We start from the raw sequence: 16786 nt of genomic DNA, 5'->3' as shown, positions 1-16786 counted from the left end.
ATGCTTGTTGTGCAAAATTGTTCCGGGAGATGCGATTTGAAAACAGAACAATTAATTGGTAGATGCACCCTGATAACTTTCTCCCTAGCTGGCTAACACTGGCTGGGGGATTTTTTTTGGTAGATGATGCTTGTTGTGCAAAATTGTTCCGGGAGATGCAGTTTGAGAACAGAACAATTAATTGGTAGATGCACCCTGATAACTTCTCCCCTAGTTGGCTAACACTGGCTGGGAGGATTTTTTTACTAGCAACATCTCAGCAGAAGTAAAGTAATTATATATGCTTTCTGCGGAAGATGTTAATTAAATCTCGAACTAAATAATTTTTATAAATGCACCCTGATAAATAAATCTCCTAGTTATCTGACATTACTGGGAGATTTTTTGATATTTGGTAAATAGCAACCATGATTATTGCATATTTATTCGGAAGATATTGATAAATTCTCGAATAAATATATTATCAATCGACGCGCCCTAATAACTAACTCCCCTATGCACTGGCCATAACTGGTAGATTTTTTTATGCTGTTTTAGCAGCATACTGATTTTTGGAATTTTTATCCGGAACATACTTCTAAATCCTGGAAACAGATTATTGGTAGTTGTACTAAGATAACTAACTTTCCTGCTTGGTAGATACAACTATATTTTTACTTTTGAAGCACCCAAAAACCTTTATGGTAATTGTTCCGGAAGACTTTGCTAGACCTTGGAACAATTAATTGGTAGATGTACCCTGATATCTAACTCCCTGGATTAACTAACACTTACTTGGCGATTGTTGAGACAATTATTGTCTTTTGTTGGTAGTTGCTTAGGCGTATATTCTAGCGTAAGTTTCAGACAATATACTAGTGCAAATAGTGTTTTTTGACTATCAGTGTCAGCATTTATTGACTTAACTTCCATCTGAATCTTCGCAGTTATCATGCCACCGATAGAGTTTATCAAACACTTTTAGTGTTTATTAAGATAAAACTCACTTATTTACCTTCTACTATTCACAAGTAGGAGATGGATTGTGGAAATATTTTTGCGATCGCTCAGTTGCTTTGCAGAAGCTACCCTGGATGAGAATCGTAAGTTTGTACATCCTATCATAGTTTATAGTCAGATTTCTACTGATTTGTCAAAACCAGATTACAGATTGCTAAAAAATTAATTTTTTTGAGTTCATTGCCCCATCTGGAACAAAGTCATAGCTTAGGTTTTGGCTAAATTCCGTCGCCTAGTCAACAGCTTTTCCACACTATGAGTATTTCCTGAAAATTATTTTTTTTGGATAAAACTCTCAATTTCGGACTTTAATTTTCATTAATTGCGCTATCCTGGGCGCTCATCCTTTAGTAAGATGCTTACTTTGAATAAGTATGATACGATGTATTGCCTATTTTCAGGGAGGCGCAAAATTATATGAGTTTATCTGTAATTAAATTTTCGTCTGAAGACTGCGGCATTTGCCATAAAATGGCTTTTTATGACCAAAAAGTAGCCGAAGAATTGGGTTTGCAGTTTATTGATGTGAAAATGCAAGATACAGCCACTTATCGCAAATATCGGAAAATTTTGCTCACCCAGTATCCCGATAAATCAGAAATGGGCTGGCCTACTTATATTATTTGTGATGCGCCAGAGGGAGAATTTCAGATTATTGGTGAAGTCAAAGGCGGACACCCCAAAGGGGAGTTTAGAACTCGTCTGCAAGCAGTTTTAAATCCTACTGCTAATGAGAATTAAGGATTTCAAAAGATTTTACTTCTAAGACTGGGCCAATCATTGCTGCTGTCATGATATCTTCACGCACTTGTCCTGTGACTTTAGCTTGCTGCCCAGCTTTGAGCAAGCTTTTATCAGCGCCTTTGAGAATTTCATAAGTCATGCCGTCACCTGAGACTAAAGCCCAAGCGCCCATACCAATATCTCGACGTTCAATAGTACCTGTAATTGTGATGCTCATAAGATGGGGGAGTAGAGAGTAGGGAGTAGGGAGTGGGGATTTTTCACTACTCACTACTCCCCACTCACTATTCCCTGATATTTTATGCCACTTGTCTTTCGTTGTTAACTGCCAAACGGGCTAGTCCGTAACAGAGTAAAGCATTAACAATGAGGAATGTTCTTGCTAAGTTACCGCTACCCAAACCCCAAACGGCTGGATCATAAATGGCACTGACTGTCAAGCAAGCAGCCACACCTAAAGTAGAACCAACGGCAAACCATTTCCAACTAGGATGTCCTAGCAGGAATACAACTAAAACAAGCGGAATTAAGACACTGGCAAATACAGGATTAAAAGCATCTGTACCTTGTAGTGTGTTACCCAACTCAGGTAGAGAACTGCCTAACAGGCGGAAAGGCCACTGGGGTAAATCAAATATATAGATACCTTTGAGGAAAAATAACCCAGAACTACCAAAAGTTAAGCCACTAAATAAAGCCCAACTCCAGGTAAAGGGGAAATAAACCCGTAAAAACCAAGCCAGTAAATAGGAACCGACTACCATTAAAATTTTTGGCAACAGTGCCACTGCACCGCCATCTATCCAAAAGCCGGGGTTAATATAACCGTTATCGCGCAACCACCGGAAGAAATCGGGGAAACTGAGTTGTCCTTGGGCTGCTAGTTTAACTGCGGCTTCGGCGTTGAGTTGTCCAGCACCGTAATAGTTCAACCCATCATCTTGAATAACTCTAGCTGACTGTTTGAGAACTTTTAAAATGTCATCGGGGTTTTCGATACCTTTGGCTTTGATTAAAGCCGCTACACCTGCAACGTGAGGCGCAGCCATACTTGTACCTTTGAGTCCCAAAAATTCACTTTCGCCATTTTCGTTGATGGTTTCTTGCAAAATCTTGCCAGTGTCACTACCACCAGGGGCGGAAATATCTACGCCAGCACCATAGTTAGAGTAGTCTGCTTTTTCACCTTCTGGGCCGAAGGCGGAAACACCAATCACATGGGGGTAACGGGCGGGATAGCTTGCACCATTAGCACTTTCATTACCAGCCGCCGCAATGATGACTACACCTTTTCTATAGGCATAATCAATAGCATCTTTCATTAACTGGCTTTCACCGCCACCACCCAAGCTCATATTAATGACATCTGCACCTTTATCGGCGGCAAATTTAATGGCTTCGGCAATATCAGCAACTGTACCACCACCATTTTCATTTAAAACTTTGAGTGGCATAAGAGTGGCTTCGTAAGCAACACCCGCGACACCATATTGATTATTGGTAGCTTGGGCGACTGTACCTGCAACGTGTGTACCATGACCATAGTCATCGGTGGCTTGTTCTCGGTCATTGACAAAATCGTAGCCTTTGACAAATTTTGTCTCTTTTAAGTCGCGTACTTGGGTAACACCAGTATCAATGACTGCAACGGTGATGCCGCTACCTTTGCTTTCAGTCCATGCGCCTTCAATGCCGATTTTGTGGAGGTTCCACTGCTTGCTGTAATATGGGTCGTTGGGGCCGATTAAGGAAGGTTTGACTTCTTTATTTTGGGGCGGGGTGAGTTCTCCAAGAACGGTGGTTTGAGGTTCTGGGGGAATTCTATAGATGTAATTTGGTTCAATAAATTCTGTGGCTTTGGCAAACTGAGATTTTTTCAGTTGTTGCAGCCTTTGGCGATCGCCTTTGATAATATACACATTGTCTTGTGCAGAAAATTTATTATCTAATTGGGGTGTGACGTTGTATTGTTGAGCGATCGCTTGCAAGTCTCGGTCTATTTCATCTTTAGCAATATCTTCCCGAAAATCAAGCACAATCGTTTCAAAATCACCTTTTGCTGCTAGTCCCTGAAAATTTAAAAATCCAAAAACAGCAGCACCCAGCCCAATAATAAACAGGCACAATAATAATAGCCTTCTCATATTAACTCGTTAACGCTTTTGCCAGTTTGCTCACTAACATAACTTATTTACATCCCTGATTGGTGTAATTGTCACTTTAGTTAGTTAAACCTTCACTTACGACTCAGGATTTGTTAAACGATGGAACGTGGTCTTTTATGGTTGCCTTTGTTGATAGCGTTTTTTTGGTTAGCTTGGCAAGGATCTAAAGAATATCAAAAGGTCGAAGCTTACCGAACTTGGGCAGCACAATTTGAACGAGCCAAATATGATATTTATGCTGTATTAGGTCAAAAAGACAACAATCTTACTTGGGGTAAACCCACAACTAAAGGCCCAATCAATGTAGAAACTTTTTCTTTACTTGATGTCAAAAAAATCAATCTTTTGGTCAACGATACAATCGTTAATATAGAAGCACCACCCGCCAGAGGTCGAGATATCAAAATAGAATTTGTTATTGCTGAACCCGCTAAATCTGTACTTGTCCCATTTACAGAAATTCCCTTAGCCACCCAATGGGCTAAATATTTACAGGGAGCATTACAAAATTTACGCGGGGAACAAAGTTAATCTTCCCGCCGTCATCAGTTCTAGGAAATTGCAAGGTATATTGAGAAGCAAAGCAAAATCAGATCCCCGATTTATTATATAAGTCGGGGATCTAATTTCCTGAGCATTTTTCCAGCAAATATCTTAACCAAATGAATTAATTTTTTTGCAAAATTTTGGGAAATCTTGTCTAGAGAAATTGTAGTTAAAAACAGAAATAAAAAATCATTCATCTTGGTCAAGAGATGAGAATTGGTTATGCAAAAAAATATTGCTGTTTTGGGTGTCTTATTACTTCTTGGTGCTTGTAGTTCTAGTATTGACGGCATCTCTCAAGCTACAAATACCGTGAAAGCGAAAGTAGAAAACTGTCCCCAAGCTGAGGTTGTGGCTTTACCAGGACAAAAGCCAAACGAAGGCTTTTATGACAGGTTTGATTGGCATATTCGCAATATCATAGCTAATGATGACACGATTAGATTTCAAACTTTAAAGCAAGATTTTGTTTTCTGTCGAGCTAATAATACTTGGACAGTCCAAAAAGGAACTTTACCCAAAGACTTACAACCACCAACCAACTATACCGCTTTTGCCCAAGAGATAGTAAATCCCAAGTTCAAAAATATTAACTTGCAGGGTAAAACTTATCAGTATCGGGTGATTCAAGAGCCAAATTATTCTTTAAATTCTGATAATAATCTCTCCCGCCCAGAAGTCAAAGATCCAACCAAAGATAAAATTGTTTTTGAATTAATTACACCTAATAATAAAACTCCTCAACGCCAAACTTTATACACCCTTAAAGATTTGCAAAATGCAGCAGTAAAAGCCGGATTTTCTGCCGAAGGAAATTTGTTAGGTGTGCCAAGAATTACATCTAATTTAATTTATGGCGATCAGATTTGGTGGTCAATTGCCTTTGAGCAAGGTGAAGGTAACAACGGTATTGCCACCATTGTTAGTTATGACCCAAAAACTGATAAATTTAGCTTAATTCAACCAGAAGCCCTGGCATTTACACAAATCACAGATTTAGCCATTACTGGCGATGTTAATAGTCCAACTTTTTGGATGGGTACTAATGTGAGTGGTGAAGGAAATCTCTACATTCCCGCCAAGGGATTAGTTGCTTATCGTCCTGATGGTTCTTTAAGTACATACACCACACATAACAGTCCTTTAGTTGGGGCAATTCCTGACAAACTGAGATTAGAAAATAACAGTCTGTGGGTTAGTAGTGCTAACGGTGTTTGCCAAGTGAAATGGCAAGCTGCTGATAACCCAGAGAGTTGGTCTTGTTGGCGCTTTACTGCAATGGCTAAAGTGCCAGAAACATTACCAATTTACAGTGCCTCAACTAATCAAAAGTCTGCTGCTTCTTTATCAGCTAATCAGACTGTAGAAGTTTTGTGGTGGAGTCCTGTGAATTTCCAAACGAACAAAGGACGTTACGAGGTGACATATCCTCAAGGCTTCACAGCAAAACTCAATGAAGGTGCAAGTAAGTATGAGTTTGGGCGTTCTTTACCCGCAGGAAAAACACCTATTGAATGGCCTGGTTTTGAATGGCACTGGAATGGACAACGCTTTATTCGTGCCTTAGATGAAGTTTCTCTCAATTTAGTTGGCGGCGGCCCTCAAGGTATCGGTTCTGGACAACTCAACCCAAACCCAGAATTAGCAAGGAATTGGAATGCAATGCGCGGTGATTTAGAGTTACTTGATATTTCTCCCAAGTCTACCAGCGTAAAATATTACTCTGGCTGGGTTGACTCCGCAAAATTGCAACCTTATCTTACAGTTGTGCCACAAACCAGACCCCAAAACCCACAACCAAACCCTTTATTGAAGGTTAAGTGAAGTATGAAGTCTGAAGTGTGAAGTATGAAATGAAGTGACTCTAGAAGTTGTCAATGGTTATTAGTCATTGGTCATTAGTCATTCCTTCTACCTTGTCTCCCTTGTCCACCTCGCCCCCCTCACACCCCAACTCCCCTTATGAATGCCGAAACAACATCAAAAATACCTGTAGCTTTAACTATTGCTGGTTCTGATAGTGGCGGTGGTGCAGGGATACAAGCTGATTTACGCACCTTTGCCTTTCACTGTGTCCACGGTACTAGTGCTGTAACCTGCGTGACGGCGCAAAATACCTTGGGGGTGAGGCGAGTGGATGCAATGCCACCGGAGGCTGTTGTTGCCCAAATGCAAGTGGTAGCAGAGGATATTGGCGTTATCGCTGCGAAAACGGGAATGTTGCTAAATCAAGAAATTATTGCGGCTGTAGCCCAGCAAGTAGAGGCTTTAGAAATTAATAATTTAGTGGTTGACCCGGTGATGGTATCTCGCACAGGGGCGCAGTTAATTGATGATGATGCAATTAAAACTTTATGTCAGCAGTTAATTCCCCAGGCGGTAATTATTACCCCTAACCGCTATGAGGCGCAGATTTTAAGCGGTTTCCCGATTAATACTCTAGATGATATGAGGGCGGCTGCCCAAACTATTCACCGTAATTTCAAAGCGCAAAGTGTTTTAGTCAAAGGTGGCGGGATGCAGGGCAATGCCCGTGGGGTGGATATCTGGTTTGATGGCGATTGTTTGGAACTCTTGACAACACAGCAAATAGACACGCAAAATACCCACGGTACTGGTTGTACTCTATCAGCTGCGATCGCCGCTAATTTGGCAATGGGCAAGGATTTGTTAACATCTGTCAAACAAGCAAAAGACTATGTTACAACTGCTCTTGCTTACTCACTCAGTATAGGCAAAGGTCAAGGGCCTGTAGGACACTTTTTTCCTTTGTTACGAAATTGACCTGTATTTAGTGGAATATTGTAAGTTGTTAGTTGCTTGTTATGGCGATTTTTAGGTATTGACTCGACCGAAAAAAATCTTTGCTATCTCGGCATTTATCTATTATTCTTGGGCATAGTTTCATATCTAGCCATTTCCCCTAGCATTTCTGTAAAATTCCATTACCTTAACTTTTGATACCAATTCACCGATGCGAACAACCACAGCAGCTGTTCATAGCCACTCTGCAAAACGGCCCGCTTCTCCAAATCATCCCTCCTCTGTGCCATTGTACGTATATCGGGAATTGGCAGCAGAGTTAGAAGCAACCCAAGCCCAGTTAGATGCACTCAACGCGAAAAATCAACAACTGGTGCAAGAAAATAAATTTCTCCGCCAAGAAATTGCCAAAGTCTTGCAGTCTGTTTCCCAATTGCAAAAACTAGTTGATTTCCGTGTCCCCGAAAGTAAGGATAGTAACCCGCCCAGCCGTGCTAGTGGTGAAGTGAAAAATTTCCCCAAACAGCCAAAAAAAGAAGCACGCCCACGTTCACAGTCAGCGCGTCCGCGTCCAGCCGCCCCGCCAAAAGCCAAACGCCGTCCTTTTCCTTTACCTGTGGTCGAAATAGGTTCTCCCCAGCCGGAAACCATCTTTATTGAGGAACAGCCTGTCAGTTATTATCCTTCTAGGGAACCGGAAAAGAGGGAAATTAATGGTTGGGGATTAGTGATTACTATTGTGTTAGTTATGCTGACAGCTTTTGGTGCTGGGTATTTAATTGTAAGGCCCTTATTTGCCCATCAAAGTAACTAATTTGGCCATGAATTGTTAACAAATCTACTTAAATATAGAATTTTTCTATCTTTAAGGTAAATCAAGCAAGTTTCAACTCGCTCCTTGTATATCTCCCTATTTTGGACTTCAATCTGAATTGCTAAAACTGCATAGACAAAAACCAGACACTTTAAAAAAAGTTGCAATTATTACATTATGTTTTGGTAATCGGGTTATTGGTAAGAATGTCAGACGATTGATCTGCTTAGATAGATAAACGAACCTATTTAAGATTAAGGAGTCAAATACATGAAAAAAGTAGAAGCAATTATTCGCCCATTTAAGCTTGACGAAGTGAAGATTGCTTTGGTTAATGCGGGTATCGTGGGGATGACAGTTTCTGAAGTGCGAGGTTTTGGACGGCAAAAAGGACAAACCGAACGCTATCGTGGTTCAGAATACACTGTTGAGTTTCTGCAAAAACTGAAAGTAGAAATTGTGGTTGAAGATAACCAAGTTGATATGGTGGTAGACAAAATTATTTCTGCTGCCCGCACTGGCGAAATTGGTGATGGTAAAATCTTCATCTCTCCTGTTGAACAAGTAGTGCGGATTCGGACTGGAGAAAAGAATACAGAAGCAGTATAAGGCTAAATAGTGGCGCGAGCGATCGCGTCTATTACTGTCTAATACTTGACAAAATAGTCAGCGTTGCTGAAAGTGAGATGAAAAACATCCACAAGTTAAACTTTCAGATGTTTTTGCGTCTCTAAAATCAGCAACGCCTCCTAGAAAAATTCCAAAATCGGATTTTACTGATACCAAATTAAAAAATGATTGCGACAGATTGATGGCTCAAAAGCTTACCGATCAACCCTTACCCAATCCAAAATCCAAAATGGTATGAGAAATTAGGGAAATTACTCAGTAAAAACTTGAAAAATATTTTGGTAGCCAGACTGGGCTAAATTCTCAGCTTCCCGACGTTCTTCATCGGAAAATTCACTTTGTAGTTTTTCATCGTCAGAAAATTTAGCAATTAATTGTTCATCATCGAAAAACAAAGTTTCTCCAGAATGGAAATACCTGATGGCTATAACTTTGTTATTTCTGAACCAGAAACCTACCCCATCTCCGACTTCTAAAAGTGCTTCTGAAGCTGTCACAGGTTCATTATTGATAGTACAAATTCTATAAACTACACCTGCTTTTACTTTTGTCTTGTCTTCGCAACCTTCAGTCATCTCTGTGAGGGACTGCATTAGCTTCTCAAACAGTTGTTTTGGAGTGTCAATTTCCTGTTTTGCGGTTGCAGAATGACCAATCTCACATCTATCGGGAATACCATCACCATCATCATCAATGCGTGAGTCATTTTGTCGCCCATCATTGTCGCAATCAATTGCACCTCCAATAATTTTACTTTCTTTCACACCTGATGCTTGGAGAGTGGATACTTGAGATGCTTGAGATACTTGACAATTTGTCAGTAAAGTAGTAAAAACTAGCAAACTCAAAGAAATTAGTTGCGGAAATAACAGTGATTTCATTACATATCTGATGTATTTGGCTAGTTTAGTTTGCCCAAAATACAAAAGAATTTTTACCACCAAGCAAGTATGAAAGAGAGGCTAGAGACTAGAGACTAGGAACTAGAGGGTTTGTATGTTTTTACTTAGCAACGCCACGGAGGGAGTCAGCAGAGCCGCTCAACGCAGTGACTCCTCAGCACTCAGCACTTTCTGAACAACTACTGTGATTTATCACCACTTTCCAAAAGAGGCAGAGAGTCTTTCACCCGCCGAATTGGTAAATTGGCAATCAAAGCTGTGGTTCTTTGGTTACTTTCGAGCGTAAATTCCAAGCCATCAGTTTCAATTTCCACATAACGACAGACAATATCTAGAATTTCTTGACGCATTTTTTCTAACGTCTGAGCATCTAGATCAGCGCGGTCGTGGGCTATGACTACTTGTAGGCGACGTTTAACTTGATTGCGACTGTTTTCAGGAGGTCGAGAAAAAAGTCGTTCGATAAGTTCAATGATCATTGCTAATAGATATCAGGAGACTGAAACATTAAACAATCTTTGTCCATAACAACTTACGCAATCGGGCGAAGATGTTATCTGGGGGTGCGTCGAGATCCAAGAATTCGACTGTTTCTCCTTCCAATCTCCGAGCAATATTTTCTACAGCTATAGCAGCTAAAGAGGGAGTATCCCCTAATACCAAGGGTTCGCCGCGATTGGTAGAGACAATTACACGCTCATCGTCAGGGATCACGCCAATCAAGGGAATTGCAAGCAGTTCCTGAACATCTTGGACAGACATCATATCATTTGCCCGTACCATTGCTGGTCTGATGCGGTTTATTATTAAGTGTACACGCTTAACACCTTGTGCTTCTAGTAACCCAACTACCCGGTCAGCATCTCGAACTGCGGAGATTTCCGGTGTAGTTACAATTAGGGCTTCTTTGGCTGGGGCGATCGCATTTTTAAATCCGTTTTCAATTCCCGCCGGACTATCAATAATGACATACTGATATTTTTGGGCTAGTGCATTCACCAATAACTTCATTTGTTCGGGGGTAACTGCATCTTTGGAACGATTTTGGGCTGCTGGTAGAAGTACGAGGTTAGTTTGGCGTTTGTCTTTGACTAAAGCTTGTTCTAACCGACATTCTCTAGAGAGAACTTCTACGGCTGTGTAGACAATGCGGTTTTCTAGCCCTAACAGCAAGTCCAAATTTCTTAAACCAAAATCTGCATCAACCAAGGCAATTTGACGACCCATTTTAGCCAGGGCCATACCGAGGTTTGCTGACACTGTAGTTTTACCCACCCCTCCTTTGCCGGAGGTAATCACAATAATGCGAGTCATGTTCAGAGTTGCGAGCGATGAGGGTTCAGGAATTATAATAGATATTTATGGTACTGGATTTATCCTAGCTAATTGATTTCTAGAAAAATCCGTAGCCCTAGCGATGCGAATTCCTTGCGGCGTGATATGTGCCACTTCGGGAGAAAATTGTGCTGGTAGCTTCTCTGGCGCTCTAGCTACAGCATCGGCGATTCGCAATTGAGTTGGTTCCATTTGCAAAGCCATAATTAGGCACTCACGGTTCCCCCCAGCACCAGCATGAGCAATTCCACGTAAACGCCCCCAGACTAAAATATCTCCTTCTGCAACTACGATACCACCTGGATTGACATCTCCTAGCAAAATTACTGTGCCGGGATGGCGAATTTCCACTCCTGAACGCACGGTCATTTCGAGATAGAGTGCGTCGGCGTGGGTGGTGGGTGTGGCTTGGGGTTCGGAACTGAGGGAAGTTTGGGGCTGTAGTTGTTCTACAGAATACCCTGATGTGACAGCAGCGATCGCAGTTTGTCTACGACTCGTAGCGACATATTTTAGCTGGAGTTGGACTTCACTAAAGCTGTCGGCTAAATCTTGCAGTTGTCTGCTATCTAACAAGCGGTCATGGGCGATCAAATGCACTGGTGTATTTGGTATCCTTAAGCGATCGCCTGCATTTAATCGCACCTTTAACTGTTGCCAAATATCAGACCAAGCCAGTTCCGAAGCAGGTAACTGGGATTCGGTCGGTAAAATCACTAACAGTTTGCCGTCTTCATGTTTGAACTGGACTTGGATATGATTTTTGAGTCGATTGTCTACTTCGGTTTCTGTCACATCCCAAAGAGTAGAACTCGCATCTGTATAGGGGACTTCAGCATTCGCTTCTAAGTCCTTAGCCAAATTTAATTCCAATTCTTCTGGTGCAGGATTTAACTCTACATCCAAAAGTGGAGCATTTGACTCTGATTCTTCGGGGACAGATTCTGGATTTAACACTAAAGGCGGAGAATTTGATTTTAAATAAAGGAGAACAGATGATAATTCCGTATCTGGAATCACAGAATGGGGATCTGGCTCAAAAACGGTAGAATTCGGTTCAATCTGAGAAACCGTGGAATTTACATCTATTTCAGATAGATGAGTGATGGATTCTGCATCAGGAAGCGCAGAATTTGACTCTGGATTGGGGATAGCAAAATCAGAAGTCATGCAGCACCAGCCATAAACACAACGGAAACTCCGGGTAATTACTTATCTTAAATTAGTTACTCGACGGAACAACATTCTCACCCAAGAAAGTTATGAGGACTGAGTACTGTCAACGCTTCTGTGATCTCCCGGAGGATGCACCAACAGCTGCGGCTCAGAACTTTTGAGTTTTTCACTGAACTCATGTTTCTGAAGTATTTCAGAACAAACATTTTGTATCAACCCTGATTTATTATTCTTAACTAGACATACGGACAGCTATTAGGCATACATATTGCACTGTTTTTTGCAGATTGTCATTAGTCAAGAGTCAAAAATCAACTGAAGTGTGAAGTATGAAGTATAAAATTAATTCACTCATCAAGGAATAATTCGTAAGCCGTTTTCAGTCAAGAGTTCACTAGAAAAAAGGTGATTTTATCAATATCCAATGACAAATAACGTTTGCAGAACAAACTCATAGACCAGGATGAAATTTCAGACTTCAGACTTCACACTTCATAATTCTTTAGTTAACCGTTGATAAACTGTTGCCAAGGCATTAGCATCGCCAACATTACCGGGAAATAGTACAACTGGTAAATTGGGAAATTGGGGATGGTTAGCAGGTGTAGTTACCATTGAACAACCAGCGAGAATTTGTCCGAGTAATCTGGCGGTTGTTAAAGCCAAGCCAGTACTCAAAACATCATTAGAGGTAATTCCACCTTTGCTAATTAAAAAGCCAATATCAGCAGGTAAGCCCCGCACAATATCCATCAATAAACTAGAAACTTGAATCCCAAAATCTAACCGCGTTTTAACATCATTAAAGGTGAGTTCTTGACGACTAGTATAAACAACAGGTGTTTTGCCAGCGTTATGTACAGTCTGAATATTTGCTAATGTCTCAGTCAGCAAAGTAGTAGCAGAATTTTCTTGATGATCGAGTAATCTTTGTACCTCAACTTCAATTCCCACTGTTCCTGCTGTTTGCAATAAAGCTTCTAACTGTTGAGTTGTTTTTTTGACATGGGAACCGACAATGACTGCACCCGGTTTACCTTGGCGCACGTATTTAGCCATGTTTTCGGACGCAATCGGTTGGGGAGGTAAGGCAGCCAAAGCTGTTAAAATACTGGCGGCGCTACGAAATAAAAAGCGTTTACCTTGGCTGGCGGCGGCTAATAAATCTTTGGCGAACATATCCAGGTCAGCTTGAGTTTCACCATCAACTACAGCGCACTGATTACCAGTGAGTTGCAGCAAGCGTTCTAAGCTACCAGCACGAATATCAGCCAGTAAAAAGCGGGTGACAGACTCCGCGCTGATGCGCCCTTGAGTCTTTTCTTCAACATATTTGGGTAAGTAACTGTGATGATAACCAAATACAGAATCGCGGGCAAACTCAGTTTCATGTACTGGAGTTGGGACACCATCAATAATTAAGTAATGGATACTGTCACAGGTGATGCGTCCGCCTTCTCTTCGAGAGGCTTCGCCAACAAAAAATGCTGGTACGAGAAAATGAGCATCAAAAGAACCGAGTTCATCGGCGATCGCATCCGTCTCAATGGGATAATGACCGCGTAAAGTAGAATCAGAACGGCTAACAACCAAAAAATCGTTAACTCCTTCAGCCGCTATTGCTTGTTTTAAATTTTGACAAACTTCTCTAGTTACAGCTGCGGCTGACTCTGGAGGTAGCGCACGGGTGTTAGTCAGGACAAAAAAAATCGGTGATTCATCACGCAAACCAATGCGTAAAGTATCCACATCCCAGCGCATCAGCAGCAAGCAACTGTGGACTGTTTGCGAACCAGTAGGATCATCATCTAAAACAATTATTTTGGGTTTGTTACTCATGAGAGTCAGCAGCACAACTGTTGTGTGGGATATTTCAGACTTGAGAGAATAATCTGCAATAATTTAGCAGTTAAATATATATACCAGCTTGAATAGTGAGTGTTTAGGTTGGCAGATTCACTCAATGATTTGCCAGCGATTTTTTATTATCTCGCAAAAATGGTGTATTCCTGTTCTAGTTAAAATATTAGATGTAGTCTTTCTTCCTGCTGACTTGGCAATAATGATATGACGCTGCAAAAACTAGAGCCAGAATTACTTGCCTTGACACCAAACGAGAAAGCACAAGCAATTCAAATGCTTGCTCAAAGTTTAGGTAACTCTTGGCGAGGTATTGAAAAAACTCCTGGCGTATGTGGTGGAGATGCTTGTATTTCTGATACACGTATTCCTGTGTGGGTATTAATCAATGCTAGAAGATTAGGTATTAGTGAAGCTCAATTGTTGAGAGATTATCCAACTTTATCGGCAACTGACTTAACTAATGCTTGGGTTTATGCCACAGTCTACCCAGAGGAAATTGAAACAGCCATTCAGGAGAATGAAGAAGATTAATGGCTCGTTTGTATGCAGATGAATAATTTCCCTTAGAAGTTGTTGAGTACTTGCGTGATTTAAAACATGATGTGCTAACTGTTCAAGAAGCTGGCAAAGCTAATTTAAAAATTCCCGATGATGAAGTTCTAACATTTGCCAGCAATAACGAGCGAGTTGTTTTAACCCTCAACCGTCGGGACTTCAAACGCTTGCATCGTTCATTTACCAGTCATGCTGGTATTATTATTTGCACAGACGATTCAGAACGCAGTAGTTTAGCTGCACGAATTCATACAGCAATATTAGCTAACGAACCTTTATTAGGTAAATTGATTAGTGTGGTACGTCCTAACAAGTAAAAGCTTATAATTTACTTTTATTATTGAAATGCTTACTTACTTCTTGTAACTTAATTAGAAAAACAGCGATCGCAGGGAAAAATCCAGAGGAATATTCTTATTTGCGTTATGAGTACTCAAATCACTATCACCTTACCAGATGAGATTTACCAACATGCTGAACGTTTTGCGAAATTGGCAAATCGGGATGTTGCTAGTATTTTGGCAGATACAATTCAACTGTCGATTCCATCTGTGAGAGCAGAAGTTAATAATTTAGAACCTGTCTCAGTTCTTGCCAATGAACAAATTCTAGCTTTGACTGAATTGCAAATGGAACCCGAACAGGATAGCAGATTGAGTGAATTACTTGAGCGTCAACAAGCAGGGACTATTACCGATAATGAGCGTCCAGAGTTACAAAACTTGATGCAAATTTATCAAGAAGGACTCTTACGGAAAGCAACTGCTCTACATGAAGCTGTCAAACGTGGATTAATTGAGCCTTTAAGCCAGTGAGCCAAATTCCAGAAGCAGTCCGTGTAAGAATCAGGACACAAGCCAACAATCAGTGCGGTTACTGCCGCAGTCTTCAAAAGTATGTTCTAGGCATTCTCGAAATTGAACACATTGTACCCAAAGCAGCAGGTGGTACTGATGATGAAGAAAATCTCTGGCTTGCCTGTCGGTTATGTAATTCCTACAAAGGTATTCAAACCTATTAGGACTTACGCAAGAACCCTATCAAATCCTCTTAACTTCGTGTCCTTTGCGCCCTTTGCGGTTCGTTTTTTCATGATTTTGCGTAAGTCCTGCCTATGCCAAAGATCCCATAACTAACTCTAAAGTCAAACTATTCAACCCTCGTCAACAAAAGTGGTCAGATCATTTTACTTGGACAGACGATGGTAGTCAGATTGTAGGTTTAACTACCTGTGGTCGCGCGACTGTTTTAGCTCTGCAATTGAATAATCCCTATGCTGTTGTTGTCAGACAAGCTTGGGTTTCCGCAGGCTGGCATCCTCCAGTAGAAATCTGAGCAAAATTGCGGCAATGCAATCTTGAATTAAGGCTTTTGCAACTTTCTAATTTCGGCTTGTACATCAAGAGCAATCTGCAATGATTGATTGAGTAGTTGAGCATATTCGCCAGCTTGGGTACTGACTTGTAAAGCTTGCAGATTGGCTAAATTATTCACAAATAATTCTTGATTATTCGCCAGGAGTTTTTTATTGTCCCGTAAAACTCGCTCGGTTTTTAAGGCGCGGACTAAATCTTCCCGAATTAATTGTAAGGCTGAAATTACTTGTTCTCTGTCGTTGAGGGCGTTATTTGAGGTGGCTAATTGGTCGTGAATATCTATGGCGTTAATTACAGCGTGATATTGATCGACTTCATCTAAAAGTATGGTGAGTGCTTGCGGACAAGTGAACTTGCGCCAGAGCGATCGCCCAACAAGTACAGCCAACGGTACTAAAATTAATAAAATAATGCCTAATGTGATGGAAGAACCAATAGTTGGCAAAATAATAAACGCATAAATAAAACCCACAATAATTGGTGTGAGTGCTAAAGCCACCAGCAATTCGTTGATTAAAAAGCCAAATCGCTTCTCTTTATCTTTCATAACCGAAGGCCGGAAAACATCTTCTGGGTCAAACCCAGTCAAACGCCTCAATTCTCCCTTACTAATTTCTAAGCCCAGTAAATCCGGCTGCACTGCTGCATACTCCTTGAGAAAGTGCGATCGCGTTTTCATTGTAATCGGCTATGGGCAAGGTCGTACATCCATCTCGGTAGATCAACAATCAGAAAAGGCGCAGAGTACACTCGAATTTCTCACGTATGGGTAGCGGGTGTGGGGAGTGTGGGGAGAGAGGGGAGTCTGACAGGTGTAGGTTTTTTACAAGGGTGTGAGTATTCATTCTCAGAGTCGGAAAATAAAAGAAGAAAAGCAAGTGAAAAAGAGGCTCAAATGCTAAAAAATGAGTACCTCAA

General features: G+C 41.0%; 17 protein-coding genes and 1 pseudogene. 10 read left to right on the top strand and 8 right to left on the bottom strand.

Translation table 11 applies throughout. The features are described 5' to 3' along the window. Window positions 1-1416 precede the first annotated feature (1416 nt). On the top strand, window positions 1417-1740 hold the full coding sequence (locus H6G79_RS21810; protein WP_190591902.1) for a thioredoxin family protein: 324 nt from the start codon (window positions 1417-1419) through the stop codon (window positions 1738-1740). On the opposite strand, the gene H6G79_RS21805 is transcribed toward H6G79_RS21810, so the two are convergent. Beyond that, complete coding sequence (locus H6G79_RS21805; protein WP_190591901.1) at window positions 1727-1960, bottom strand: hypothetical protein; 234 nt, start codon at window positions 1958-1960, stop codon at window positions 1727-1729. The two genes, H6G79_RS21810 and H6G79_RS21805, sit on opposite strands and share 14 nt — an antisense overlap. Window positions 1961-2042: 82 nt before the next feature. Further along, a complete protein-coding gene (locus H6G79_RS21800; RefSeq protein ID WP_190591900.1) occupies window positions 2043-3887 on the bottom strand; it encodes a S8 family peptidase in 1845 nt (614 codons plus the stop codon). A gap of 120 nt (window positions 3888-4007) precedes the next feature. On the opposite strand from H6G79_RS21800, the gene H6G79_RS21795 reads away from it, so the two are divergent. The 5 genes from H6G79_RS21795 to H6G79_RS21775 all read left to right on the top strand — a co-directional run bounded on the left by H6G79_RS21795 (window position 4008) and on the right by H6G79_RS21775 (window position 8640). After that, the gene (locus H6G79_RS21795) at window positions 4008-4439 is read left to right on the top strand and encodes a hypothetical protein (protein ID WP_190591899.1); all 432 of its coding nucleotides are present in this window, start codon (window positions 4008-4010) and stop codon (window positions 4437-4439) included. 237 nt (window positions 4440-4676) lie between these two features. Then, window positions 4677-6278, top strand: a complete 1602-nt coding sequence (locus H6G79_RS21790) for a hypothetical protein (RefSeq protein ID WP_190591898.1) — start codon at window positions 4677-4679, stop codon at window positions 6276-6278. Window positions 6279-6416: 138 nt separating this feature from the next. Further along, window positions 6417-7238, top strand: coding sequence for a bifunctional hydroxymethylpyrimidine kinase/phosphomethylpyrimidine kinase (thiD, locus tag H6G79_RS21785; RefSeq protein WP_190591897.1), 822 nt, complete (start codon window positions 6417-6419; stop codon window positions 7236-7238). 262 nt (window positions 7239-7500) lie between these two features. Next, window positions 7501-8031, top strand: coding sequence for a hypothetical protein (locus H6G79_RS21780; protein WP_313933933.1), 531 nt, complete (start codon window positions 7501-7503; stop codon window positions 8029-8031). Between the two features lie 270 nt (window positions 8032-8301). After that, complete coding sequence (locus H6G79_RS21775; RefSeq protein WP_015111218.1) at window positions 8302-8640, top strand: P-II family nitrogen regulator; 339 nt, start codon at window positions 8302-8304, stop codon at window positions 8638-8640. 272 nt (window positions 8641-8912) lie between these two features. Here H6G79_RS21775 and H6G79_RS21770 read toward each other — a convergent pair whose 3' ends face one another. The 5 genes from H6G79_RS21770 to H6G79_RS21750 form a co-directional block, all read right to left on the bottom strand. After that, window positions 8913-9542 carry a hypothetical protein gene (locus H6G79_RS21770; RefSeq protein ID WP_190591895.1) on the bottom strand — a complete coding sequence of 210 codons (630 nt, stop codon included), beginning with the start codon at window positions 9540-9542 and terminating at the stop codon, window positions 8913-8915. Between the two features lie 200 nt (window positions 9543-9742). Beyond that, entirely contained in the window at window positions 9743-10042 is a 300-nt protein-coding gene (gene minE / locus H6G79_RS21765; protein ID WP_190591894.1) for a cell division topological specificity factor MinE, read from the bottom strand. Between the two features lie 28 nt (window positions 10043-10070). After that, entirely contained in the window at window positions 10071-10877 is an 807-nt protein-coding gene (minD, locus tag H6G79_RS21760; protein ID WP_190591893.1) for a septum site-determining protein MinD, read from the bottom strand. 45 nt (window positions 10878-10922) lie between these two features. After that, window positions 10923-12068, bottom strand: coding sequence for a septum site-determining protein MinC (gene minC, locus H6G79_RS21755; protein WP_190591892.1), 1146 nt, complete (start codon window positions 12066-12068; stop codon window positions 10923-10925). A gap of 498 nt (window positions 12069-12566) precedes the next feature. Next, window positions 12567-13913: a four-carbon acid sugar kinase family protein gene (locus tag H6G79_RS21750; RefSeq protein ID WP_190591891.1), complete on the bottom strand. Its 1347-nt coding sequence runs from the start codon at window positions 13911-13913 to the stop codon at window positions 12567-12569. Between the two features lie 228 nt (window positions 13914-14141). Between H6G79_RS21750 and H6G79_RS21745 the strand changes: the two genes are divergently transcribed. The 4 genes and pseudogenes from H6G79_RS21745 (at window position 14142) to H6G79_RS37665 (ending at window position 15513) form a co-directional block, all read left to right on the top strand. Further along, window positions 14142-14468 (top strand): DUF433 domain-containing protein, encoded by a 327-nt coding sequence (locus tag H6G79_RS21745; protein ID WP_190591890.1) that lies wholly within the window; start codon window positions 14142-14144, stop codon window positions 14466-14468. A gap of 38 nt (window positions 14469-14506) precedes the next feature. Then, a pseudogene (locus H6G79_RS21740) lies at window positions 14507-14809 on the top strand (DUF5615 family PIN-like protein); the annotation flags it as partial. A 108-nt stretch (window positions 14810-14917) separates the two neighbouring features. Further along, window positions 14918-15307 (top strand): hypothetical protein, encoded by a 390-nt coding sequence (locus H6G79_RS21735; RefSeq protein ID WP_190591889.1) that lies wholly within the window; start codon window positions 14918-14920, stop codon window positions 15305-15307. Beyond that, window positions 15304-15513, top strand: a complete 210-nt coding sequence (locus H6G79_RS37665; RefSeq protein ID WP_313933932.1) for an HNH endonuclease signature motif containing protein — start codon at window positions 15304-15306, stop codon at window positions 15511-15513. The genes H6G79_RS21735 and H6G79_RS37665 overlap by 4 nt, the downstream gene beginning before the upstream one ends. Window positions 15514-15854: 341 nt before the next feature. Here H6G79_RS37665 and H6G79_RS21725 read toward each other — a convergent pair whose 3' ends face one another. Next, entirely contained in the window at window positions 15855-16508 is a 654-nt protein-coding gene (locus tag H6G79_RS21725; protein WP_190591992.1) for a hypothetical protein, read from the bottom strand. Window positions 16509-16786: the final 278 nt, after the last annotated feature.

This window comes from Anabaena sp. FACHB-83, assembly GCF_014697485.1.
Lineage (GTDB): Bacteria > Cyanobacteriota > Cyanobacteriia > Cyanobacteriales > Nostocaceae > Nostoc_B.
The sequence above is the reverse complement of the archived record's forward strand: the minus strand, read 5'-3'. Positions and strand labels throughout refer to the sequence as shown.